At 72.4% G+C, this 22,673-nt stretch carries 24 protein-coding genes and 1 pseudogene; 15 read left to right on the forward strand and 10 right to left on the reverse strand.

Annotated features, from left to right (window positions below; genetic code table 11):
• Positions 1–42 precede the first annotated feature (42 nt).
• Positions 43–621, forward strand: coding sequence for a 5' nucleotidase, NT5C type (locus KR546_RS11355; protein ID WP_238444825.1), 579 nt, complete (start codon positions 43–45; stop codon positions 619–621).
• Between the two features lie 6 nt (positions 622–627).
• Here KR546_RS11355 and KR546_RS11360 read toward each other — a convergent pair whose 3' ends face one another.
• From KR546_RS11360 to KR546_RS11370, 3 genes are all read right to left on the reverse strand, one after another.
• Positions 628–2,199 carry an outer membrane protein assembly factor BamB family protein gene (locus KR546_RS11360; protein WP_238444826.1) on the reverse strand — a complete coding sequence of 524 codons (1,572 nt, stop codon included), beginning with the start codon at positions 2,197–2,199 and terminating at the stop codon, positions 628–630.
• A 147-nt stretch (positions 2,200–2,346) separates the two neighbouring features.
• Positions 2,347–3,000 (reverse strand): hypothetical protein, encoded by a 654-nt coding sequence (locus KR546_RS11365; protein WP_238444827.1) that lies wholly within the window; start codon positions 2,998–3,000, stop codon positions 2,347–2,349.
• Positions 2,927–3,892: a hypothetical protein gene (locus KR546_RS11370; RefSeq protein WP_238444828.1), complete on the reverse strand. Its 966-nt coding sequence runs from the start codon at positions 3,890–3,892 to the stop codon at positions 2,927–2,929. Before KR546_RS11370 ends, KR546_RS11365 begins: the two co-directional genes overlap by 74 nt.
• A 311-nt stretch (positions 3,893–4,203) precedes the next feature.
• Here KR546_RS11370 and phnD point away from each other — a divergent pair, with 311 nt between their 5' ends.
• The 7 genes from phnD to KR546_RS11405 all read left to right on the forward strand — a co-directional run bounded on the left by phnD (position 4,204) and on the right by KR546_RS11405 (position 11,414).
• Positions 4,204–5,331, forward strand: a complete 1,128-nt coding sequence (gene phnD / locus KR546_RS11375) for a phosphate/phosphite/phosphonate ABC transporter substrate-binding protein (RefSeq protein WP_238444829.1) — start codon at positions 4,204–4,206, stop codon at positions 5,329–5,331.
• Positions 5,332–5,554: 223 nt separating this feature from the next.
• Positions 5,555–6,421, forward strand: coding sequence for a phosphonate ABC transporter ATP-binding protein (gene phnC / locus KR546_RS11380; protein ID WP_238444830.1), 867 nt, complete (start codon positions 5,555–5,557; stop codon positions 6,419–6,421).
• The gene (gene phnE / locus KR546_RS11385; RefSeq protein ID WP_238444831.1) at positions 6,418–7,227 is read left to right on the forward strand and encodes a phosphonate ABC transporter, permease protein PhnE; all 810 of its coding nucleotides are present in this window, start codon (positions 6,418–6,420) and stop codon (positions 7,225–7,227) included. The genes phnC and phnE (KR546_RS11385) overlap by 4 nt, the downstream gene beginning before the upstream one ends.
• Positions 7,224–8,180, forward strand: coding sequence for a phosphonate ABC transporter, permease protein PhnE (gene phnE / locus KR546_RS11390; protein ID WP_238444832.1), 957 nt, complete (start codon positions 7,224–7,226; stop codon positions 8,178–8,180). The genes phnE (KR546_RS11385) and phnE (KR546_RS11390) overlap by 4 nt, the downstream gene beginning before the upstream one ends.
• A gap of 73 nt (positions 8,181–8,253) precedes the next feature.
• Entirely contained in the window at positions 8,254–9,342 is a 1,089-nt protein-coding gene (locus KR546_RS11395) for an HD domain-containing protein (protein ID WP_238444833.1), read from the forward strand.
• Positions 9,343–9,586: 244 nt separating this feature from the next.
• Positions 9,587–10,372, forward strand: coding sequence for an electron transfer flavoprotein subunit beta/FixA family protein (locus KR546_RS11400; protein ID WP_238444834.1), 786 nt, complete (start codon positions 9,587–9,589; stop codon positions 10,370–10,372).
• A gap of 58 nt (positions 10,373–10,430) precedes the next feature.
• Positions 10,431–11,414, forward strand: coding sequence for an electron transfer flavoprotein subunit alpha/FixB family protein (locus KR546_RS11405; RefSeq protein ID WP_238444835.1), 984 nt, complete (start codon positions 10,431–10,433; stop codon positions 11,412–11,414).
• Positions 11,415–11,514: 100 nt separating this feature from the next.
• Here the strand turns inward: KR546_RS11405 and KR546_RS11410 are convergent, their stop codons facing one another.
• Entirely contained in the window at positions 11,515–11,859 is a 345-nt protein-coding gene (locus tag KR546_RS11410) for a hypothetical protein (protein ID WP_238444836.1), read from the reverse strand.
• Positions 11,856–12,467: a pyridoxamine 5'-phosphate oxidase gene (pdxH, locus tag KR546_RS11415; RefSeq protein WP_238444837.1), complete on the reverse strand. Its 612-nt coding sequence runs from the start codon at positions 12,465–12,467 to the stop codon at positions 11,856–11,858. Before pdxH ends, KR546_RS11410 begins: the two co-directional genes overlap by 4 nt.
• Before the next feature lie 134 nt (positions 12,468–12,601).
• Between pdxH and KR546_RS11420 the strand changes: the two genes are divergently transcribed.
• On the forward strand, positions 12,602–13,777 hold the full coding sequence (locus tag KR546_RS11420) for a S1 family peptidase (protein ID WP_238444838.1): 1,176 nt from the start codon (positions 12,602–12,604) through the stop codon (positions 13,775–13,777).
• 38 nt (positions 13,778–13,815) lie between these two features.
• Here KR546_RS11420 and folP read toward each other — a convergent pair whose 3' ends face one another.
• The 3 genes from folP to KR546_RS11435 are packed head-to-tail and all read right to left on the reverse strand — an operon-like array spanning position 13,816 to position 16,441.
• Entirely contained in the window at positions 13,816–14,706 is an 891-nt protein-coding gene (folP, locus tag KR546_RS11425; protein WP_238444839.1) for a dihydropteroate synthase, read from the reverse strand.
• Complete coding sequence (locus KR546_RS11430) at positions 14,703–15,659, reverse strand: glycosyltransferase family protein (protein ID WP_238444840.1); 957 nt, start codon at positions 15,657–15,659, stop codon at positions 14,703–14,705. Before KR546_RS11430 ends, folP begins: the two co-directional genes overlap by 4 nt.
• Positions 15,660–15,670: 11 nt before the next feature.
• A complete protein-coding gene (locus KR546_RS11435; protein ID WP_238444841.1) occupies positions 15,671–16,441 on the reverse strand; it encodes an alpha/beta fold hydrolase in 771 nt (256 codons plus the stop codon).
• 225 nt (positions 16,442–16,666) lie between these two features.
• On the opposite strand from KR546_RS11435, the gene KR546_RS11440 reads away from it, so the two are divergent.
• The 3 genes from KR546_RS11440 (at position 16,667) to KR546_RS11450 (ending at position 18,141) form a co-directional block, all read left to right on the forward strand.
• Positions 16,667–17,131 carry an SRPBCC family protein gene (locus KR546_RS11440; protein ID WP_238444842.1) on the forward strand — a complete coding sequence of 155 codons (465 nt, stop codon included), beginning with the start codon at positions 16,667–16,669 and terminating at the stop codon, positions 17,129–17,131.
• Positions 17,128–17,667: a hypothetical protein gene (locus tag KR546_RS11445; RefSeq protein WP_238444843.1), complete on the forward strand. Its 540-nt coding sequence runs from the start codon at positions 17,128–17,130 to the stop codon at positions 17,665–17,667. The genes KR546_RS11440 and KR546_RS11445 overlap by 4 nt, the downstream gene beginning before the upstream one ends.
• 84 nt (positions 17,668–17,751) lie before the next feature.
• Entirely contained in the window at positions 17,752–18,141 is a 390-nt protein-coding gene (locus tag KR546_RS11450; protein WP_238444844.1) for a thioesterase family protein, read from the forward strand.
• A 50-nt stretch (positions 18,142–18,191) separates the two neighbouring features.
• Here the strand turns inward: KR546_RS11450 and KR546_RS11455 are convergent, their stop codons facing one another.
• Positions 18,192–18,794, reverse strand: a complete 603-nt coding sequence (locus KR546_RS11455) for a cupin domain-containing protein (protein WP_238444845.1) — start codon at positions 18,792–18,794, stop codon at positions 18,192–18,194.
• 192 nt (positions 18,795–18,986) lie between these two features.
• On the opposite strand from KR546_RS11455, the gene KR546_RS11460 reads away from it, so the two are divergent.
• Both KR546_RS11460 and KR546_RS11465 read left to right on the forward strand, forming a co-directional pair.
• Positions 18,987–20,483, forward strand: a complete 1,497-nt coding sequence (locus tag KR546_RS11460; RefSeq protein ID WP_238444846.1) for a leucyl aminopeptidase — start codon at positions 18,987–18,989, stop codon at positions 20,481–20,483.
• A 105-nt stretch (positions 20,484–20,588) separates the two neighbouring features.
• Positions 20,589–21,431 (forward strand): hypothetical protein, encoded by an 843-nt coding sequence (locus KR546_RS11465; RefSeq protein ID WP_238444847.1) that lies wholly within the window; start codon positions 20,589–20,591, stop codon positions 21,429–21,431.
• Between the two features lie 251 nt (positions 21,432–21,682).
• On the opposite strand, the gene KR546_RS11470 is transcribed toward KR546_RS11465, so the two are convergent.
• Positions 21,683–22,267: an O-methyltransferase gene (locus KR546_RS11470; protein ID WP_238444848.1), complete on the reverse strand. Its 585-nt coding sequence runs from the start codon at positions 22,265–22,267 to the stop codon at positions 21,683–21,685.
• Positions 22,268–22,443: 176 nt separating this feature from the next.
• On the opposite strand from KR546_RS11470, the pseudogene KR546_RS11475 reads away from it, so the two are divergent.
• Positions 22,444–22,673, forward strand: a pseudogene (locus KR546_RS11475) (hypothetical protein); the annotation flags it as partial.

The raw sequence follows: 22,673 nt of genomic DNA on the forward strand, positions 1-22,673 counted from the left end.
CGGGTGTCCGGGCAGCCGCCCACGCTACGGTGACGACTTCGCGTGCACCGAGGGACCGGGGGAGTCGTGCGACTGGGGATCGACCTGGACGGGGTCGTCGCGGACTTCAATGCCGGCTGGATGCGCCTGCATGCGGACGAGCACGGCACCGAGCTGACCCCGGAACTCGTGACGGGGTGGGACGACCTGCACGAGGTCGGCGGGTTCCGCTCGATGGGCGAGTTCTGGTGGTGGGCGCGCGGCGGCGACCGTCGGGCCAGCATCTTCCGTCATCTGGACCCCTATCCGGGGGCGGTCGAGACCCTCGACCGGCTGGCGCGGTCCGGTCACGAGGTCGTGATCCTGACCTCCAAGCCGTGGTGGGCCATCCACGACACCTATCACTGGATCGCGGACCACGCCCTGCCGACCCGCGAGGTCCACATGCTCGACGCGAAGTGGGAGGTCGACTGCGACGTCTACCTCGACGACTCGCCGAAGGTCCTGCCCACGCTGGCGAGGAAGCGGTCCTCGGCGACGGTGTGCCGGTTCGTGCGGGCGTGGAACGACCCCGTCGAAGGAGCGGTCGACGTCCACGACTGGGCCAATTTCGCCGCGGTGGTCGACGACCTGGCCGGCTGACGGGCCTCAGCCGTACCAGGTGACCCGGGCCGGACCCACGTCGTTGCGTGCGACCGCCACCCCGATCGCGTCGGTCGCCACGCGGACCGGGCGCAGGATCGGACGCTCCAGCGGGATGGTCCAGACCTCGGACAGCCCGGTCCACGACGACAGCCGGACGACCTCTCCTTCGATCGTCAGGACACCCAGGTCGGTCGCCTGCCAGGTCAGGGACGGGTCGAGGTCCGACGTGCCGACCGACGGCTGGCGTGCCTGGACCCCGTCGTCGGCGTCCAGCAGCGCGAGCTGGTCGGGACACGCCGGACGCGACCCGCCCGCCCCGGTGTCCAGTCGCCGACACAGGGTCAGGGGTCGGTCGTCCACGACCACGCCCATGCGTGCCCCGGTGACCTCGCCCAGTGCCGAGGCCGGTCCCGATCCATCGACCACGCGGCCGTCCCGGACCAGGACCGGATCCATCGTCGGGGGGTCGTCGCCCGCACCCCGGACACCCACCAGCCAGCTGCTGGGCGTCGGGGTGGTCGACGTGACCTGCTCCAGCCAGCGCACCTCGCCACCCAGGTCGACCCGCCACGCGATCGCCCCGGTGGGCCGCTCGTGCGCGACGAGTTCGGTGCCGCTGCGGACCACGGCCAGGGTCTCGTCGACGTGGGGCGGGCCGTCGGCCTCCGGGGCTGTGAACTCGACCGCGCCGTCGAGGTCGGCGACCTGCCAGCCGGTCGCGACCGGGACCGCCCAGCCGTGTTCGTACCGACGGGCGTACCGCGGTGGGGCCCCGTCCGGCCCCGTGACGGCCTGCCACGCCAGGACCTGGTTCCCGGTGCCGCCGTCGACCTCGGCCACGCCGCCGCCGTCTCCGAGGACCACGGCTCCGTCGGGACGCACCCGGACGGTGCCGTCACCGTCGGGGAAGTCGTGGCGCCATCGGGTCGTGCCGTCGGTCGGGTCCAGTGCGACCACGCTCGTCCGGTCCCACACGAAGCGGTCGGCGACCGCGCCGTCGTCGCCCATGTTGGCCACGAGCACGGGCTGGTCGTCGTCGAGGACGACCACGGCAGGTCGGGTCTCGTCGATGGTTCGGCGCCACACCGACGCGCCGTCCACCGGGTCGTGGCCGGTCGCCACCACGCTTCCCTCGGGTGCGCCCCCGCTGCCGGTGCCCAGTCGGGGACGCGTGACCACGACCACCGTCCGGGCGACGACGTCGACCCCGACCAGCTCACGGTCACGGGGCACGGGACTCGACCAGCGTTGCTGGAGGGGGCCGTCGGGCGCTCCCGGGGCCGTGGCGAGCGCCCCGGTGTACCAGTCGACGTACTGGACGTCGGGACGTGCCGGCTCGCGGGTCGCCAGGAGGATGCCCGCCGCCGCGAGGACCGCGACCAGCGTGACGACCGTCCAGGGCCGGATCGGTCGGTGACCGGTGCCGGGGCGGGTCGTGCCGGACCGGGCGTCCGAGGCGTGGCCGAGCGATGACTGCTCGACCACCATCGGGGTGGGGGTCGGTGCCGGGGCGTCGGCCGCCCTGGCGCCGGGCGAGGGATCGCGGGCCCGGGTGCCCGGTCGGGGAGCGGTCATTGCTGCGTCCGGTCGTCGACGACCCCGGCGCGCCGGCCGGGTGGGCCACCAGTCCGTGGGTGTCCCGCCCCGCACGGTCACCCTCGCCCGCAGCGTAGGACGGTGGCCCGTCGGCACCCCGGTCGATGGCCGGGCCGCCCGGGCACGTCAGCCGTACCAGGTGACCCGGGGAGGATCGGAGCCGGGAGCCGAGATCGCGACACCGCGTGTCGTGGTGACCACGGTCGCCTGGTCCATGGTCGCGTTGGCGGGGAGGTCGACCTCCCAGGTCGCCGAGAGGTCCGCCCAGCCCCGCAACACCACGTTCTCCTCCCCGATGACGACGAGACCGGCGTCCGTCGCCTGCCAGCCCCCGATCACCATGATCGGAACGGTGGCAGCCAGTGGCGCGACCGCGGTCGCGAGCACCTCCTCGTCGCCGTCGAGCAACGCGAGGTCCGCCGGGCACGTCGCTGCCGACGCCGGCCCGAACTCGGGTGGCAGGGACCGACAGACGGCCAATCGACGACCGTCCACCTCGACGGACAGGCGACCCAGGGACGTCGGCGCCGAGGCGGTCCGTGGGTCCCAGGGACCGACGACCCGGCCATCGACGACCAGGACGGACCGCTCCTGCATCAGTGCCTGGTCGTCGCCGGGGGGCCCGTCGCCGAGGTGCGCGACCAGGCGGACCGGGTCGTCCGGCCCTCGGACACCTCGGTCCAGCAGGTCGATCCACAGCAGGCGGTCACCGAGCTCGGCACGCCAGGCGATCTCGCCGCCGGGCCGCCGCCGGGCGACCAGCTGTGAGCCGTCGCCCACGACGACCACGTCGCGGTCCACCGCCGGCCAGGTGTTCGGCCCGGGCACCGCGAACTCCACGGTCCCGTCGTCGTCGGCGATCTCCCACCCCGTCCGGTGTCGGCACGATCCATGCGCCACCCTCGCGCCAGGCGCGACGCCCGTCCGCCGAGTCTTCGTCACCGATGTCGAGGGCAGGCCATGACAGGCGGATGGCGCCGGACCCGGCGTCCACCATCCGGACACCGGAGGCGTCCTGGACGACCAGGTCACCGTCCGGCTGGAGTTCGACGCCGGCATCCCGCCCCAGGTCGGCCGTCCATTGCACCTCGCCGGTGGCCGCGTCGAGCATCGCCACGCCGCTCCCGGCCCAGGCCGAGCGGCCCTCCGGGTCGCCGAAGGGGACGACGTTGGCCAGCAGGTGGGTCTCGGCACCGTCGGACAGCATGACGACGGTGTCGCGATCGGGCACCTCGCGGCGCCAGGTCCGGGTCCCGTCGCCGTCGGCCAGGGACTCGACCACCACGCGGTCGTCCTCGGGGGACCGGAGCCGGTCGCGGCTCGCCACCACGAGGTGGCCGTCGACCGGCGCGAAGCCCACCAGGACACGGTCGGTCGGCAGGACGTGGGACCAGCGCTCGGCGATCGGTCCGGAGGGTGCCGCAGGTGCCGTGACCCACTCGTCGGACCGCCAGTCACGCACGGACACGTCTGGCCGCTCGCTCGGTCGGGCCAGCACCAGTGCGGCGGCGACCAGGACGACCACCACGCCCGCGACCAGGGGCCACCCGCGACGGCTGGGGCCGCCGTCGTCGTCGCCCGCGACCCGGCCGGGACCGGGGGGCGGATCGGCGTGCCCGACGACCATCTGCGTGGCGGTCGCGGGAGCGTCGTTCCCGACGTCGTGGTCCACGGCGCTCCTCCGGTCGGCGTCGGGCCCGGACGCGTCGCTCCGGCCGCATCGCGGCACGCGCCGCACCGTCCCGCCGCGCGGTGTCCCCGACGTCCGGCCGGTGCCTTCCGCAGCCTACGGGACGTCCACGTCCGTCCGCCTGCGCGCACCGTTGCGGGGGTGAGCGCACACCGAGCAGCCACGGAACGCCTCCGAGGAGGTCCACTACGATCGCGATCGTTGCCGAGGGAGGCGTCGGTTCCCACGGCCGGGCCGACCGCCCGCCCCGTCGTCCGCCGCCCGCCCGAGATCCCAGTCCAAGGAACCTCCAGATGAAGCGTCGCGCACTCCTCGCGCTGGCCACCGCCAGTGCACTCGTCCTGACCGCCTGCGGGGGCGACGACCCCGCCGAAGAGACCACCGAGCCCTCGGGCGCCACCGAGACCGCCACCGAGGACATGTCCGAGTCGATGGCCCCGACCGAGGACATGTCGTCGTCCGAGGCATCCACGGAGGGCGCGGCCGCCGGGCTGCCGGACCCGCTGGTGTTCACCCTCACCCCGTCCCAGGAGACCGGTGGCCTGATCGAGACCGCCCAGCCGCTGGCCGACATGATGTCGGAGAAGCTGGGCGTCACCGTCGAGGCCCTCGTGCCCACCGACTACGCCGGCGTCATCGCCGCGCTGTCGTCGGGCCAGGCCCACGTCGCAGGTGGCCTCGGTCCGCGCCAGATGGTCCAGTCCGAGGAGCAGGCCGACGCGACCATGATCCTGCAGTCCGAGCGGTTCGGCTCGTTCAGCTACGTCACCCAGTGGTTCACCAACGACCCCGACACCTACTGCGAGGACGAGCCGGTCGCGATCGAACAGGAGGAGGGCGAGCCGTACCTGTTCTGCAACGGCGTCGCCGAGGCCCAGGAGGCCTACAGCGCCGACGGGACGCTCCCGGAGGAGCCGATCGGCCAGGACGCGCTGTCCAACGTCGCCGGCCAGACGGTCGCCTTCGTCGACCAGGGCTCGACCTCCGGCTACGCCATCCCGGCGCTGCAGCTGCTCGAGGCCGGCGTGGACCCGCTCGACGACATCGACGGCACCTTCGCCGGTGGCCACGACGTCGCGGTCCAGGCCGTCTACGACGGTGACGCGGCCGTCGGTGTGTCGTTCAACGACGCCCGTGGCGAGCTGGTCGAGCAGGCCCCCGACGTCGGCCAGCAGGTCGTCGTGTTCGGGTGGTCGGCGCCGATCCCCAACGACGGCTTCGCCGTCGCCAGCAGCATCGACGAGGCCGGCACCCAGGCCATCACCGACGCCCTGGTCGAGATCTGCAACGACGAGGGCGCATGTGGCGAGGGCGGCGTCATGTACGACCTCTACGAGATCGACGGTCTCCAGGAGGTCAACGACGCCGAGTTCGACGTCATCCGTGACCTCGAGGCCGAGCTGGGTGACGCACTCGAGTAGCGACCGCGCACCAGTCGTGATCGTCCGGGCCATCCTGCGGGGTGGCCCGGACGTCTGTCGGGCGGCGGGCCCGCGCGACGGCCTGGTGATCACCGGGGGCGACGAGGTTTCGCGGCGATGCGCCCACCGCACCACCACCGCAGGTCGCAGGGGTCGCCACTACCGTGTTGCCGACCCTCGTCGCGCTCGCCGGATCGACTCCGACCGCACCAGGACACGTCGCATGATCCAGTTCTCCGATGCCTCCGTCACCTACGCCGGTGGCGTCCACGCCATGCAGCATCTCGACCTGACCATCGAACAGGGCGAGTTCGTGGTCATCGTCGGGCTGAGCGGGGCCGGCAAGTCCACCCTGGTGCGTGCCGTCAACGGGCTGGTCCCGTTGACGGGTGGGTCGCTGCAGGTCGACGTCCGACCGGGCCGCTCGCTGGGTGGTCGCAGCGAGGGCGAGCCCACGTCCTACGACGTGGTCGGGTTGACCGGGCGGCGCCTGCGCGACCTGCGGGCCGAGGTCGGGATGATCTTCCAGGGCTTCAACCTGGTCAAGCGCACCACCGTCCTCAACAACGTGCTCATGGGTCGCCTGCACCGCGTTCCCACGTGGCGGACGCTGCTGGGCATGTATCCCGCCGACGACGTCGAGCTGGCCATGCGAGCGCTCGAACGGGTCGAGATCGTCGACAAGGCGTACGTGCGTGCCTCGAACCTGTCGGGTGGCCAGCAGCAGCGGGTCGGGATCGCCCGGGCGCTGGCCCAGGAGCCCTCGATCATCCTGGCCGACGAGCCGGTCGCGTCGCTGGACCCGCCGACCTCCCACGCGGTGATGCGCTACCTCCAACAGATCAACCGCGAGTTCGGCATCACCACCATCGTCAACCTGCACTTCCTCGACCTGGCGACCCGTTACGCCGACCGGATCGTGGGCCTGCGCAACGGCGAGCTGGTCTTCGACGGCCCGGGCTCGGCTGCCGACGAGCACGTCTTCCGCGACATCTACGGACGCAGCCTGACGGCCGACGACGTCATGGGCGAGGAGGAGCGCGGGGGCGACGCCGAGGCCGTCGTGACGCCGCCCACGTCCCCCGCATGAGCGCGACCGCCCCGTCCCGCCGGGTCGCCCGGCCCGACGAGCCACCACCGTCGCGCTTCGGCGTGGCGATGGGCGTGCTGTTCGTCGTGATGACGGCCCTGTCCGTGGTCTCGACCGGGTTCTCCCTGGACGGGATCATCGAAGACCTCGGGCGACGCAACGACTCGATCAGCGGCCTGCTCAACATTGACCTGTCGGTCATCACGAGCACGCGCACCCTGACGGCCTTCGTCGAGACGCTGCAGATGGCCGTGGTCGGCACGATCATCGGCGGTGCCGCGGCGCTGCCGCTGGCCCTGGCCAGCACCGAGGTCGGGGCCCGGACCACGACGGTGCGCTGGCTCGTCCGTGCCTTCAACAACGTCGTGCGCGCGATCCCCGACATCCTGTGGGCGCTGCTGTTCGTCGCGATGGTCGGCATCGGCGTCCTGCCGGGCCTGCTCGCGCTGGTGTTCTTCTCGATCGCGGTCACCACCAAGCTGACCAGTGACGTCCTCGACGGCATCGACCTGGGCCCCGTCGAGGCAGCCGACGCGACCGGCGCAGCCCACGTCGCCAAGCTGCGCACCGCGGTCGTGCCCCAGATCCTGCCCGCCTACAGCTCGTTCCTGCTCTACAACTTCGAGCTGAACCTGCGCGCCTCGGCCGTGCTGGGACTGGTGGGTGCCGGCGGGATCGGCACCCGGATCGAGTTCTACCGCAGTGCCGGTCGGTGGCCCGAGGTGTGGGGCATCATCGTGCTGTTCTTCGCCATCACCTTCGTCGTGGAGCGCCTGTCGATCATGTTCCGCAGGAGGCTGGTGTGAGCTCCACCAGGCAGCAGCCCCCCGACCAGTCGACGGACAGGACGTCCGATGCCGAGCGCGTCGACGAGCTCCTGCGGCCCGAGAAGCCGACCGAGGTCTTCCGCTGGGTCGTGACGGTCGTCGTCCTGGTGCTGCTGGCCTGGGGCCTGTCGGCCGACATCAAGTGGAGTCGCCTGCTCGAGGCGCCGGGCGAGTTCGCGACCATCGTCCGACTGATGTTCCGCGACCCCGACTGGTCCGCCCTGCCGGGCCTGCTGTCGGCGATGTGGGAATCGATCGCGATGGCATGGCTGGGCACCGTGATCGCGACGATCTTCGCGATCCCGCTCGCCTTCCTCGCGGCCGAGAACCTGGTGCCGGGCTGGGTCGCGTTCCTGACCCGCCAGGTGTTCAACGTCCTGCGTGCAGTGCCCGAGATCATCCTGGCCGTCGTGTTCATCCCGATCTTCGGACTCGGACCCCAGGCCGGCATCATGGCCCTGGGCGTGGGCTCCATCGGCACCCTGGGCAAGCTGTGCTACGAGATCATCGAGGGGCTCGACGACGGACCGATCGAGGCGGCCGACGCGACCGGTGCGACCGGGGTGCAGCGGCTGCGCTGGGCCGTGGTCCCCCAGGTCCTGCCCGAGCTGGCGTCGTTCGCGATGTACCGCTTCGAGGTCAACATCCGGGCCTCGGCCGTGCTGGGCGTGGTGGGTGCCGGCGGGATCGGTGGACTGCTCGCCCAGTACATCCAGTTCAAGGTCTGGGAGCGTGCCGGACTCGCCCTGGTCGTGGTCGTGCTGGCCACGATCCTGGTCGACGCGATCTCGGGTCGGATCCGACGTCGGATCATCGCGGGTCCCGACGGGACCGGCGACGTGGACGGCGACGGGTTGCCCGACGACCTGGACCCCGACGAGCGTGCCCGGCTGACCACCGACCCGGTGGGCGGCGGGGCGGGCCTGTCATGACCCGCTCGATCCCGGTCGTCGTGACGGCGCTCGCCACGCCACGACGCGACCCCACGACCCGACGGAGGCAGGCATGAGCTTCCAACGCACGTTGTCCACCGGCACGCCCACCGGCCTGCCCGAGTCCGACCCGCCGGCCACGCCGACGGGCGGGATGATCGCGCGCGACCGCGCCGCGCGGATCGCCTGGGAGCACGAGTGGCTGTCGCCGGCCGCCACCACCTCCGACCGGTCGCGTGGTCGGGAGCACCCCGAGGAGCCGCACCCGTTCCGGACGGCCTTCGAGCGGGACCGCGACCGGATCCTGCACAGCAAGGCGTTCCGACGGCTCAAGCACAAGACGCAGGTGTTCCTCAATCCCGAGGGTGACCACTTCGTCACCCGGCTCACCCACACCCTGGCGGTCGCCCAGGTCGGGCGGGCCATCGCGGTCGGGCTCGGACTCAACGAGCCCCTGACCGAGGCGATCTGCCTCGGCCACGACCTCGGGCACTCGCCGTTCGGCCACACCGGGGAGGAGGCCCTGTCGCCCTACATGGTGACGCTGGGTGCCCCGCTGGGGGAGTGGCAGCACGCCGTGCAGTCGTTGCGGATCGTCGACAAGCTCGAGCCGCTCAACCTCACCTTCGAGACCCGCGACGGCATCCGCGGGTCGTCCTGGCGCAACGATCCGCCGCCCCGCACGGCCGAGGGCATGGCGTGTCGCTTCGCGGACCGGATCGCCTACCTCGCCCACGATGCCGAGGACGCCATGCGCGCCGGCGTGCTGACCGTCGACATGGTCCCCGACCACGTGCTGGCCGTCTTCGGCGAGCCCGGCAACTGGATCGACGCGATGACGACCGACCTCGTCGTCGCCTCGTCGGAGGCCGGCGAGATCACCATGCACGACCGCCAGCTGCAGGCCTTCCACGACCTGCGGGCATTCATGTTCGCCGACGTCTACCTCCGGGACGAGTCCCGGGACCACAACGTCAAGGCGATCCGCCTGATCCGGGGTCTCGTCGACCACTTCGCCGAGCAGCCCGACGAGATCCCCCCGGGCTACGCCAGTCCCGACGACCACCCGCTGCAGCAGGCGGTCGACTACGTCGCCGGCATGTCCGACAGCTACGCCCTGGCCACCCACGACCGCCTCCACCGCCCCCGCGGCCTCTACTGACGCGCGCCCGGCGGAGGCGCTCGCTCGACGACCCCGGCCGAGCGTGAAGGATCAGCGCAGCATCCCGCAGGATTCGGTCACGCTCGGCGGTTCTTCGATTTGACTTTGAGTGTCCACTCCAGTTTCACTGGAAGACCCTGCCGGATACCGTCCGGAGGACGGACCGGAGCACTGCACGTGCGCCGCCCACCCTCCGGGCACCGGCTCCCCACCTCTCCGAGCGTCTCCCGAAAGGCCCGCGCCCATGAAGGTCATCGTTCCGGTCAAGCGTGTCCCCGACACCGCCGGCGACAAGGTCATCGACGCCGACACCAAGACGATGGATCGTGATGCCGGCGAGACCGTGCTGTGCCCGGTCAACGAGTTCGCGATCGAGGAGGCCGTGAAGCTCAAGGAGGCCACCGGCGCCGAGGTCACGGTCCTGTTGATCGGTCCCGACGGGGCCCAGTCGACGATCCGCAAGGCCCTGTCGTACGGGCTGGACGGCGCGATCCAGGTGACCGACGACGCGATCAGCGGCTCCGACGCGCTGGGGACGGCTCGGGTGATCGCGGCGGCGCTGGCCGACGTCGAGTTCGACGTCGTGATCTTCGGCAACCAGTCCACCGACGCCCGCACGTCCCTGGTGCCGGCGGCCGTGGCCGAGCTGCTCGACCTGCCGTCGCTGACCTACGCCCGGTTCATGGAGATCGACGGCGACGCCATCACGGTCCACCGCGAGCACGAGGAGGGTTGGGACGTCGTCGAGTCGACCCTCCCCGCCGTCGTGTCGGTGGTCGAGGCCATCAACGAGCCGCGCTACCCCAACTTCAAGGGGATCATGGCCGCCAAGTCCAAGCCGCTGGACGTCAAGTCGCTGGCTGACCTGGGCGTGGACGCCGCCGCGGTCGGGGCGGGCGACGCCGCCGCGACCATGTACGCCTTCGAGCCGCGCCCACCCAAGGCCGCCGGGACCATCGTCACCGACGACGGGTCCGGCTCGGCCGCCGACGACCTCGCCGACTGGATGGAGGAGCAGAAGTTCATCTGACGGTCGCCTGCACGCGCGACCGACCAACACGAACGATGCTCCCGAAAGGAACCCACTGATGTCTTGCCTCCTCGTCCTGATCGACCACGCCGAGGGCACGCCCCGCAAGGTCAGCCTCCAGATGCTGACCGCCGCCCGCCGCCTCGCCGCCGAGACCGGTGACTCCGTCGCCGCCGCCTGGTTCGGCGAGGACGCCGACGACGCCATGGAGGCGCTGGGCGCCGGTGGCGTCGAGACCCTGTACTGGTGGGACGACCCCGACGCCGACGCCTACGTCACCCTCCCCAAGGTCGAGGCCCTCGAGGCCGTGCTGGACACCGCCGACGTGTCGGCGATCCTGTTCGCGTCGTCCAACCACACCAAGGACGTCGCCGCCCGCCTGGCGATCCGTCGCGACGGCGGCGTGATCACCGACGTGACCGACCTCGCGGTGGAGGACGGCACCATCGTGGCGACCAAGGAGGTCTTCGGCGGTGCGACCATCACCCAGTCGAAGGTCGCCGACGGCAAGCTGGCCCTGTTCGGCGTGTCGCCCAACGCCTTCCCGGTCGAGGAGGGCGACGGCGGCGAGCCCGAGGTCGTCGACCTCGACGTCGAGCTGTCCGAGTCCGCCACCGCCGCCCGCGTCACCGACGTCGAGAAGGAGGCCTCGGCCGACCGGCCCGACATCGGTGAGGCCGCGATCGTGGTCGCCGGTGGCCGTGGCCTGGGCAGTGAGGACGGCTTCGAGCTGATGGAGGAGCTGGCCGACGTCCTGGGCGCCGGCGTCGGTGCGTCACGCGCCGCCACGGACGCGGGCTGGTACCCGCACCGCTACCAGATCGGGCAGACCGGCCGGACGATCTCGCCGATGCTCTACATCGGGTCGGGGATCTCGGGTGCGATCCAGCACCGTGCCGGGATGCAGACCTCGCAGAACATCGTCGCCATCAACAAGGACGCCGAGGCGCCGATCTTCCAGATCGCGGACTTCGGCATCGTCGGCGACCTCTACGACGTCGTCCCCGCCCTGGTCGAGGAACTCCGCGCCCGCACCGACTGAACACCCCGCACTCCCCCGAGCGTGATGGCCTGCGGCAACAGTGCGCGTTGATCGGTCACGGTCGGGCGCCGGAGGCTCGACGGATCGCCGGTCATGACACCTAGCCCAGCAGGGTGGCGACCATGGCCATGACGAACGCGCCGAACGCGACCACCGACCACCACCACTCGCGCCGACCGTGGGGCCCGAGCTCGGCCACGCGGGCGAACCGGCGTGGCGTGCCCTCGTACTCCCGGCCCATGACCCGTTCCCGGGACGCCGCGAGCAGGGCGGCGGAGTTGACCGCCAGTGCCACCGTCGCGACCCATGCCAGGATCGACCCGGTGCGCACTGCGTCGGTGCCGACCACGACGGTGACGGTGGCCATCACCACGCTGCCAAGCAGGGTGGGCAGGTGCAGGTGCCACCACGGGAGGCGTTCGTGACCGTGGACGTCGACGCTCACGGGGCCAGCCTCACCACGTCCCACCCGTCCGTGGTCCGCCGGTAGACCAGCCGGTCGTGGAGCCGGAACCGCCGGCCCTGCCAGAACTCGATGCTGGTCGGACGGACCCGCACCCCACCCCAGCGCTCCGGGCGGGGGATGGGCGTGCCCTCCGGGTGCGCACGGGACAGCTCCTCCCACCGGGCCTGCAACGCGTCGCGGTCGATCGGGGTGGACTGGGGCGAGGCGATCGCGGCCAGCCGTGAACCGTGCGGCCGGCTGTCCCAGTAGGCATCCGACTCGGCCTCCGTGGACCACTCGGCGGTGCCCTCGACCCGGACGGAGCGATGCAGCGAGGTCCAGACCGCCGTCAGGGCGACCTGGTCGTTGGCGGCGAGCTCGCGGCCCTTGCGGCTGGACCGGTTGGTGAAGAACAGCATGCCGTCGGCGTCGACCACCCGGACCAGCACGGCGCGCGCCGACGGCGCCCCGTCTGGCGTGGCGGTCGCCACCACGACCGCGTCGGGATCGGTGACCCCGGCATCGCGGGCCTCGTCGACCCAGTCGACGTAGGCCTGCAGGGGGTCGTCCCCGAGGTCGTCGGGCGTGAGCTTCGGCAGGTCCTCCATGGGTGCCACGCTACCGCCGGTGACGCCCGAGACGGTCCGTTCTCGTATCACCGCTGCCCGACAGAGCCTCCCCTGTGGGTGAGTGACGTGCAACGAAACGTCACGCGACCCGTCATCCATCCAAGGACAGACCCATGCATCGCACGCTCGTCATTCGCACCGCCGCCGTCCTGGCCGCCACGGCCCTGGTCGCCGGCGCCACCGCTGCCGCCGCCCAGGAGGACCCGGCCGTCGACGACAAGGTCCTCGACCGCACGACCTCCGAGGCCCTCGACGCCCGGCTCGTCGCCGAGGCCAACGACTGGAAGCCGGTCCCGACCCGCGAGTTCCTGGTCGACTCCCGGCGCTTCGCCGAACTGGCGGCCTCGATCGCCGAGTCGCACCCGGACCGCTTCGCCGCCGCCGTCTACGCCGAACGACCCGGTGACACGTCACTGTTGCGCTTCGAAGGCCACGTGCCCAAGGAGGTCGAGCAGCTCGTCGAGCGCAGCGGGCTGCGCGTGAAGCTGACCGACGACGCCCGCCACACCGCCGAGGAGTTGCAGGAGCGCACCGCCAAGGTGCACGACCTGCTGGTCGAGTCCGGCTACGAGCAGGTCGTCGCCGCGGCCATGCCCGACGACACCATCCAGGCATCCGTGTACGGCAAGGGCAGCCCGAAGCTGCCCGACGAGCTGGCCAAGGGCGTCGAGCTGACCGTCTCGGAGCGGCCCGTCGCGCGTGACGAGCACACCCGCGGGGGTGCATGGCTGCTCAACAACGAGGTCAACTGGTGCACGACCGGCTTCAGCGTGCGGTCCACCACCGGGACCACCGGCATCTCGACCGCGGGCCACTGCACCCCGGAGGTCGACGAGTACGTCCAGCCCAGTGACGGGCTCGAGTACGACATCGACCACGAGGCCGACCACTACGGCCTGTTCGGGGACGTGGCGTGGTACACGACCGACCACGTCGAGCCGGCCGAGTTCTACGCGACGGCGACCCAGGTGCGCGAGGTCAACTCGGTGTCCAACCTGCTGCCCGTGAACGTCCCGTCGTGCGTCTACGGCCGGTCGTCCAACGACCGCGAGTGCGACGATGTCTACTCCAACTTCGTGATCGCGACCTTCGGGGCCACCCACTGGTTCCTGATGGCGATGGACTCCGACAACACCATCGGCGGCGACAGCGGCGGCCCGTGGTCGTTCGGCACCGAGGCCGACGGCATCCACAAGGGCGACCTGACCCTGGGCGGCGGGCGACGCAACGTCTGGACCCGCGCCAGCCTGATGCCGATCTCGCTGGGGGTCAGCGTCCGGACCCAGTGAGCACCGACCCGTGTGGGCCGCACCGCCGGCCCGAGCCGTCAGGCACCCCCGCTCGCCGGGGGTGCCTGTCGGTACAGGCGAGGGTCCAGCATCGTCGTGGACGCGAGGTCGGCGCGTCCGTGCAGCAGGCTTCGCATCGCCAGGTAGTCCCCGGCGCCGGCGACGTCGTGGACCCGCAGCAGGGTGTCGGGGCGGTCGGCGAACCATTCGAGCACCGCGAGGGTGGCGGGGTCGCGCTGCGCCGGCGGCCGCCCCGTCGCGACGCCCAGTACGTCCTTGCGGGAGATCGCCCACAGTTGGGGGAGGTCGAAGGCCGATGCGATCCGGTCGACCTCGCGCATGACGGCCAGGGTCTGGCTGGGCGTCTTGGACAGGTCGACACCGGGGTCCAGGACCACGCGTTCGGCCGGCAGCCCGAGTTCGTCGAGGTCGTCGAGCCGTGACTCGAAGAAGGTGATGACGTCGCCGGTGACGTCGTCGTACAGGGCCGGCTCGGTCAGCCGCTGCTTGGGCCGGCCCCGGTTGTGGGTCAGCACGTAGCGCGCGTCGGGATGGTCGGCGACCAGCGAGACGATCTCGGGGTGCTCGACCCCCGAGTAGTCGTTGACGATGTCGGCCCCCGCGGCCAGGACCGCGGCGGCGACCGCGGGCTTGTAGGTGTCGACGCTGACCGCGACGCCGTCCGCGACCAGCGCCTCCACGATCGGCACCAGGCGCTCGACCTCGGCCTCGGGGTCCACGACCGGCAGGTGGGTCGCGGCCGACTGGGCCCCGAGGTCCACCACCGACGCCCCGTCGGCGACCTGGCGACGCGCCACCGCCAGGCGCTCCTGCAGGTCGACGTCCGACCGTGGGTCCGAGAAGGAGTCCGGGTTGACGTTGACGATCCCCATCAGGGTCGCGCCGGTGTCGGACAGCCAGGTGGTCATGGTCGCTCCGTGGCGTGGTCGTCGGCGTGGCCGTCCGCCCGACCGGCGAGCCAGGCCCGTCGCGGCGGACGCACGACCAGCGGACCGTCGGGGCCCGCGCACGCCAGCAGGCCGGCGACGGCGCCCGGTTCGTCGTCGGGCGGTTCCAGCATGGCGTCGACATTCGCGGTGCGCACGGGGCCGGGAGTCCCGTCGTCGGGGGCCCGGCGTCCCAGGATCGTCGCGGCGACGTCGTGGGCCATCGGCACCAGCGACGCGTCGCCCTTCGCACGGTGGGTCAGCGAGCCGACGTCGACGCTGCGGACCGCCTCGGGCCCGAACCGTGCGGCGACGTCCAGGGCGAGCCCGACGTCGACCCCGTACCGGGTCACGACGGGAAGCTCCGCCAGGACCGACGCCCGGATCGCGAACTGGCCCGACAGGGGCTCGGGCAGGTCGAGCTCCGGGGCGAGCAGGCCGAGCAGCGGACGTGCCACGAACTCCGTGATCCGGCCGGAGACGACCCGGGCCGGACCGTCCGCATGTTGCAGCCGGGTGAAGCGACCCTTGGCGAGTGCGACGCCCCCGGCCTCGACCGCAGTGGCGAGCGCGTCGATGTCGTCGGCGCCGACCCCCACCACGTCCGCGTCGCGGAACACCAGCACGTCGGTCGCCAGGTCCGCGACCCGCCACAGCGAGTCGCCCTTGCCCCGCACCGGCGAACCGGGAGGACGGTCGGCGGCCACGACGACCTCCAGGCCGAGTTCGTGTGCCCGGGCCGGCGTGCCGTCCGTCGAGCCACCGTCGACGAGGACCACCCGGTCCACGACGCCGCCGGTGCGCACGGCGGTCGCCAGGTCGGCCAGTCGCTCGACGGCGTCCACCTCGTCCAGGGTGGGCACGACCAGGGTGCGGTGCAGGTCCCGCCGGGCCAGGGCCGGCAGGTCCCGGTCGTCGGCGGGTGGGCGGTCCACGGGCGGACCGCTCAGGTCAGGAACTCGAGGATCGACGCGGCGATCCGGCCGGGTGCCTCCACCGGCGACCAGTGCGCGACGTCGGGGAGCACCTCGACCCGGCTGACCGGGATGGAACGGTGCAGCTCCTCCGACATCGCCAGCGGTGTCGAGCGGTCGTGGGCACCGGTCAGGATCAGGGTCGGCTGGCCCAGCTCGTCCCGGCGGATCGAGGGTGCCTCGGCCAGGGCGCGAGTCGCCTTGGCGTACGAGGCGGGGTCGTTGCGCAGGAACAGCTCACGCAGCAGCCCGGTCGCCCCCGACTGCAGGGCGTGGGTCTGCGGACTGACGGCGCCGGCCAGCCAGGCGTCGACCAGGCCGTCGAGGCCGTCGTCCTCGACCTGCTGCGCACGTGCCCGGTAGGCCTCGGACGTGGCGGGTTCGAACTGGCTGATCGCGCCGACCAGGACGAGGTGGCTCACCAGGTCCTGGCGACGATGGGCCAGCTGCTGGGCGACGAGCGACCCCATGGAGTGTCCGACCAGGGTGATCGCGGGCAGCTCGAGATGGCGGACGAGTCCCTCGACGTCCTTGGCGAACCCCTCGATGCTGAACCGGCCCGCCCCGCTGCTGCGGCCGTGGCCGCGCAGGTCCATGGCGACGCAGTGGTGGTGCTGGGTCATGGCCGCCATCACGCCGTGCCAGATGTTGGCACTGCCACCCAGGCCGTGGAGGAACACGACCGGCGGGCCCTCACCGTCGCTGCGGTAGTGCAGGGTGGCGTCGTTGATCGAGGCAAACATGGGCGAGCTCGCGGAGTCGAGAGGACGGGTGGGAGGCAGTGGCCGGCGTCGTCGGGGGAGCGCACAGGGCCGTGGACGACCGACCGGCAGGGCGCGACGACGACGGGCGTGGCGCGACCTTCGAGGGATCGCCGCCGGGTGTGAGGGTAGCCCCCGTCGCAGGTCGCCCGACCACGTGCCGGGGGCATACGCTGGCGCGTCCGCGAACCCATGAGGAGGCGATCCGTGCGCCTGGAGGTGGAGCGCCACGTGGCCGCCCCGATCGACGTCGTCTGGGGTGTCCTGGTCGACTGGGAGCGTCAGTCCGACTGGATGCTCGACGCCAAGCGGGTCGAGGTCGTCACCCCCGAGCGCGAGGGCCACGGCGTCACGATCCACGTGCCGACCTCGCTGCTGGGTCTTCCGGTCCTGGACGTGATGCGCGTGACCGGCTGGGACCCGCCCCACCGACTCGAGGCCACCCACCTCGGTCGCGTGATCCGGGGTGTCGGTGCCTTCGAGCTCTCCGACGAGGCCGGCGGGACCCGGCTGTCGTGGTGGGAGGAGGTCGAGGCACCGTTGGGCGCGCTGGGCGAGTTCGGTGCCGGCCTGGCCCTGCCGGTGCTGCGACGGATCTTCTCGACCAGCCTGCGACGGCTGGCGGCGCTGGCCGAGGAGCGGGCCCATGGCGGGCCCGACGCCCACGCATGACCGTCGCGACGGGCCGTGCGCGTCCGGCGTCGTGGGTGGGCGTGGTCGTCGTCGCGATCCTGCTCGCCGGCTGTGCCACCAGCTCCACCGAGCACCGCCAGGCCGAGGCCATGGACGACGGCGTCCAGGTGACCGGCACGCTGGACGGCGCCCGCATCGCCATCTCCGAGGGCGTGCCCGACGTCCTGTTCGGGGACTGCGATCCGGGGTTCGAGGTCGACGACGACGTCTGCTGGTCCGCGCGGACCATCGACGGGATGATGGTCTCGATGGTGATCGAGAACCCCGACGTGCTCGTCCCGGGTGAGACCGTCGAGGTCGTCACGAGCGACTGCGTCGACGACTGTGACACCGTGACCGAGGGCGTGGTCGTCGAGATCCGGGCCGACGGCCGCGGGCGTCGCGCGGTCGACGGGCGCCTGGAGGTCGAGCGTGCCGACGAGCGGGTCGCCGCCGACTTCGACGTGACCCTGCCCGACGCCGATCGCCTCACCGGCAGCTTCAACGTGCGCGAGCTCCGGCCCGGGGAACGCTGAGGCCACGCGACCGGGATCCGGGGGTCCGCCGCGGCACGACCAGGCGATAGGTTTGCCTGCGTGCCACACGCGAGGACGCGATCAATGCAACCAGGCCCGCCCCGGGGCGCCACCGAGGTGCTCGACGTCACCGTCACGCCCGACATGGCGGCCACGGTCGACGGCGAGGTCATCCACGACGTCTACGGCACCCAGGCACTCGTCGGCCACATGGAGCAGGTGTGCCGCAACCTGCTCGTCGAGCACCTCGAGCCCGGTGAGGAGGGCGTCGGCCACCACCTCGACGTCACCCAGCGCTCACCCGTGCCGATCGGTGCGACCATCGAGCTGACCGCCACGGTCGCGCAGGTCAGTTCCCAGCGCCTGATGTGCGAGGTGATCGTGCGTCGCGGCAGCCAGATGGTGGCCCGGGGCTCGTTCGACCAGCGAGTGGTGCGCAGCCGGGACTTCCTCGCGGAGCTCGACGCCCTGTAGCGCGTTCGAGGGTCCGCCGGCGCCCCGTGTTGCGACGCGGCGCGCAGCGCTCAGCGTCCGAAGAGGTTCCCCAGTCGCGCCTTCAGGGCGCGGCCCACCCGTCCGTGCTGGGCGTCGTCACGGACCGCCATGCCGGACGGCTGGTCCGGCACGTGGACGGACAGGCGGTCCGGAGGGCTCATCGCCGAGGTCACGATCAGGGGATCGGTCCCGCGGTTGTCGATGCCGTGGACGGTGCCGGCCGGCACCAGCAACGCCCCCAGGGGGTCCAGCCCGATCTCGCCCTGCTCGGTGACGAACCACGCCCGGCCGCCGAGCACCGTGTGGACCACGTCGGAGTCGGGGTACTGCAGCACCCCGGTCGACTGCTGGGGCTCGAGGCACCACTGGTCCAGCGCGAGGTCGTCGGTCGCCAGGGTGCGCACCCGGGTCGCCTCGTCGAGGGAGAACGACACGTAGTCACGCAGGTCCACGGGGACGACGTCCCCACGCGGCGCGACGTCCGTGACGTCGTCCCCCGACAGGCCGTCGGAGCCGGTGCCGGAGTGCTCGTCGGACAGGTCGGCAGCCGTCGACGACGCCGCGTCGAAGGCAGGCCCGTCGGCGGGTCGGTCGGCAGGTCGGTCGGGGGATTCGCTGGGGTGGTCAGCCATGGACGACAGGGTACGGCCGGGCCGACGGCGTGGACCGCGCGTCCGGGCGCGACAGGGTCCTGCCGTGGAGGTGCGGGGGCCGGGAACCCCGGGCGGGCCCGCGTCGCCCGCTCGGGTCGGGTCGGCGGGGTGGCACCGAGTAGCCTGTGCAGGGGTCCGACCGGCCCGCCTCCCCCGTCGAACGGTCATCGAGTGCTGACATTTCGCCCTGACGAGGCCCACCCCGGTGACGTCGAGGCCGACGTCCTGGTCCTGGGCGTGACCTGCGACGACGCCGACGCGCAGGTGCAGGTGACGGACCCCGGTCGCGCCATCGGACAACGACTCGGGATCGACCTGGTCGACGCCTGTCGGGCCGTGGACATGGACGGCACGGTCGGCAGCTGTGCCATCGTGCCCGCGGGTGACGCGGTCACCGCGGCCCTGCTGGTGCTGGTCGGGCTGGGCCGCAGCGACGCGGTCGACGCCGACGGGGTGCGTGCCGCCAGCGCCACCGCCGTGCGGGTCGCGAGCCGCCGCGACCGACTCGCCACGACCCTGCACACGGTCGACATCGGTGATCCGGCCCTGGCCGCGCGGGCGGTCGTGGAGGGCACCGAGCTCGGACACTACGTCTTCCGTGACTTCAAGACCGGTGACGACGCCCGTGCCCTGACGGAGGTCGTGCTGGTGGGCGGGGACCGTGACGCCGTCGAGGTCGGGACGGCCCGCGGGCGGATCAGCGCCGACGCCACGATGCTCGCACGCGACCTCGGCAACACGCCTGCCGGCGACAAGCGACCCCCGGCCTTCGCCGACCGGGTCGTCGAGCTGTTCGCCGACCTCCCGGTCGAGGTCGAGGTCTGGGACCAGGCCCGGATCGAGGCAGCCGGCTTCGGTGGCCACCTGGCGGTCGCCGCGGGATCGGCCGTCGAGCCACGCTTCGTGCAGCTGCGCTACCGCCCCGACGACGCGACCCGCCACGTCGCCCTGGTCGGCAAGGGCATCACCTTCGACTCCGGTGGGTTGTCGCTGAAGACCCCCAAGGGCATGGAGTGGATGAAGATCGACATGGCCGGCGCCGCGAGCGTCCTGGCCACGGTGCGGGCCGCCGCGACGGCCGAGGTGCCGGTCGCGTTGACCGGGATGCTGTGCCTGGCGGAGAACATGCCCTCGGGCAGCGCCACCCGGCCGGGTGACGTCATCACCATGTACGACGGCACCACCGTCGAGGTGCTCAACACCGACGCCGAGGGCCGGCTGGTCATGGCCGACGCCCTGGGCTGGTCGGCCGAGCTCGACCCGCCCGTGGACGAACTTGTCGACATCGCCACGCTGACCGGCGCCGCGATCCATGCGCTCGGTCCCCGCTACACCGTCGTGATGGCCAACGACGACGCGCTGGCCGAGTCGCTGCTCGCGGCGTCCGCCGTGTCGGCCGAGCCGATGTGGCGACTCCCGCTGGCCGAGGCCGAGTACGGCACCGACGTCGTCAGCGACGTCGCCGACGTGCGCAACACCGGAGGAACCGGGGCCGGCACCATCCGTGCCGCGCTGTTCCTCCAGACGTTCGTGCCCGACGGCCAGTCGTGGGCCCACCTCGACATCGCCGGACCCGCCTTCAACGACGAGTCCGTCTACGGCGGCTACGTGCCCAAGCAGGCCACCGGCATCCCGGTGCGCACGCTGCTCGACTGGCTGTGGGACTGACCAAGCCCGGTTCGCGTCCCCGCCCGGCTGCTGGCACCATGACGACCCCGTCACCGCGATCGTTCGCCCGGTGACGTCCCCGACCCCGTGTGGAGGAACCCGGCCATGGATGCGCCCGCGGCCGTCCTGGCCCTGATCCTCGCGGAGGCGGCCATCGGCGGCCTGGTCTTCGTCTGGCTCGCGCCGACCTGGGGGAACCTGCGCCACGGCTACGAGATCCTCGTCACCGCGACCCTGGCACTGATGGCGTGGGGAGCCTGGGCCTCGCTGCAGTCACCCATGGCGACCGTCGCCGGCGACTCCGCCCGTGCACTGTCGCTGACGACCTGGACCTCACGGGGGCTGGCCGCCACCGCGATCCTCGCGGCCGTGGCCGTCGTCGTGCTCGCCGTGCGGATCCAGCCCGTGGTCGGGCGGATCGCCGGGATCTCCGCCACGGTGGCCGGGGTCGCCTCGCTGGTGCCGCTGGCCGGGCTGCGCACCCTGCGCGACGGTGCCGGGGGCTGGGGGCTGGGCGTGCTCGAGCTGGTGCTCGGCGCGATCCTGCTCGGTGCGATCTGGGACGGCATGGTGCTCGGCCACTGGTACCTGGTCGAGCGCCGGCTCTCCAACCGCTACATGGTGTGGATGGCCAAGGTCAACGTGGGTGCCGTCGTGGCCGGGTTCGGATCGGTCGCGCTGTCGTCGCTGAACGCGCCACCGTGCGTCGGACTGGCCGGGGCCGAGCTGTCGACCTGCGTGTCCACGATCTCGCCGCTGCTGTCGGTCGGGAACATGACCCTGCTGATCGGGTTCGGGGTGATGGCGCTGATCGCGGTCATCGCCGGCTTCAACCTCCGCCTGGCCAACGAGGGCGGCCGCTCCATCCAGGCCTCCACCGGCATGTTCTACCTCGCCGTCATCCTCGCCCCCGCCGCCGAGTTCGCCGCCAAGCTCCGCTTCTTCTGAGGCGCTGCCCGCCCCCCTCCTCGCTTCGCCTGGCTCGTCTCGCCCGCCGCCGCGTGGTGGCTGGACCCGATGTGAGTTGGCGATCGCGATGTGAGTTCGGCGCGTCACGGCGTCGAACTCACATCGCGGCGTGCAACTCACATCGCGATGGGTGGTCGGACGCGGGAGGGTGGGCACGGACGCGCTTGGACGTTGCGAGCCTGCGAGCAACTCCGGTGCATCCGGAGTGGCGTTTCCTCGGAGGACGAGGGCTACGACGGGTGCGTGGGCTCGGGGTCGCGGTCGCGGACGGCGAGGTAGGTGCCGTCGGACAGGACGACCGGCGTCGCCCACGGGGTGTCGGCCAGGCTCGCGGCGAGGTCGGCGTCGCCGGCCTCGGCGTGGCGCACGACGACCATGCCGCCCACGCGCAGGAGCCGCGCGGCGATGGCGGCCAGGGCGACGTCGGGCGTGTCGACCTGGACGACGACGAGGTCGTAGTTGCCGTCGCGGAGTCGCTCGGAGGTCTCGGCGGGCGACCCGTTGATCAGCCGGACGTGGTCGGCGATCCCCAGTTCGGCGATCGCGTCACCCATCAGCCCGTGGCGGCGGGTGTCCGGCTCGATGCAGGTCACGATCCCACGGGGGTCCATCCCGTCCAGGAGCCACGCCGCGGTGACCCCGCCGGTGGTCCCGAGCAGGACGGCGTGGCGCACGTTGCGTTGCTCCGCGAGGTGCGACAGGAGCGCACTGGTGCCGACGTCGGGCACCTTCACCGACTGGCCCACCCGCGCCCGGACGCCCGCGAGGACGTCGTCCTCGGGGTGGATGGTGCTCTGCAGCGCGCTCACGTCCATGTGGTGGCCTCCCGGTCCGCCGACACGGTAGTCGTCGTCACCCTCCGCGGCGCACCGGGCGGCCCCCTCCGGACGATCGGCCACGGTGCCTGCACGGGTACGGTTGCCGGAGCGGGGTCTGCCCGGCGTGGCCCTCCACGGTGCCACGGTCGGGACGTCTCGACCAAGGTGGAGTGATGAGCCAGAACGACGACGCCGCGACACGTGGCGACGGCCCGGCCGACGTCCGGTCGCGGGCCGACGAGCGCGCGACCGGTGACTGGCTGGCTCCCGACCGGCGGTCCGACCGCGATCGCACCGGGCGGCTGACGACCGACCCGGCCCGCACCGGGTCACTGGACGAGGGTCGCATGTCCGCAGGACCGCCCACGGCCTCCCCGACCCCCGGTTCGACGACGCCCCGGGG

Source organism: Salsipaludibacter albus, from assembly GCF_019798055.1.
GTDB lineage: Bacteria > Actinomycetota > Nitriliruptoria > Nitriliruptorales > Nitriliruptoraceae > Salsipaludibacter > Salsipaludibacter albus.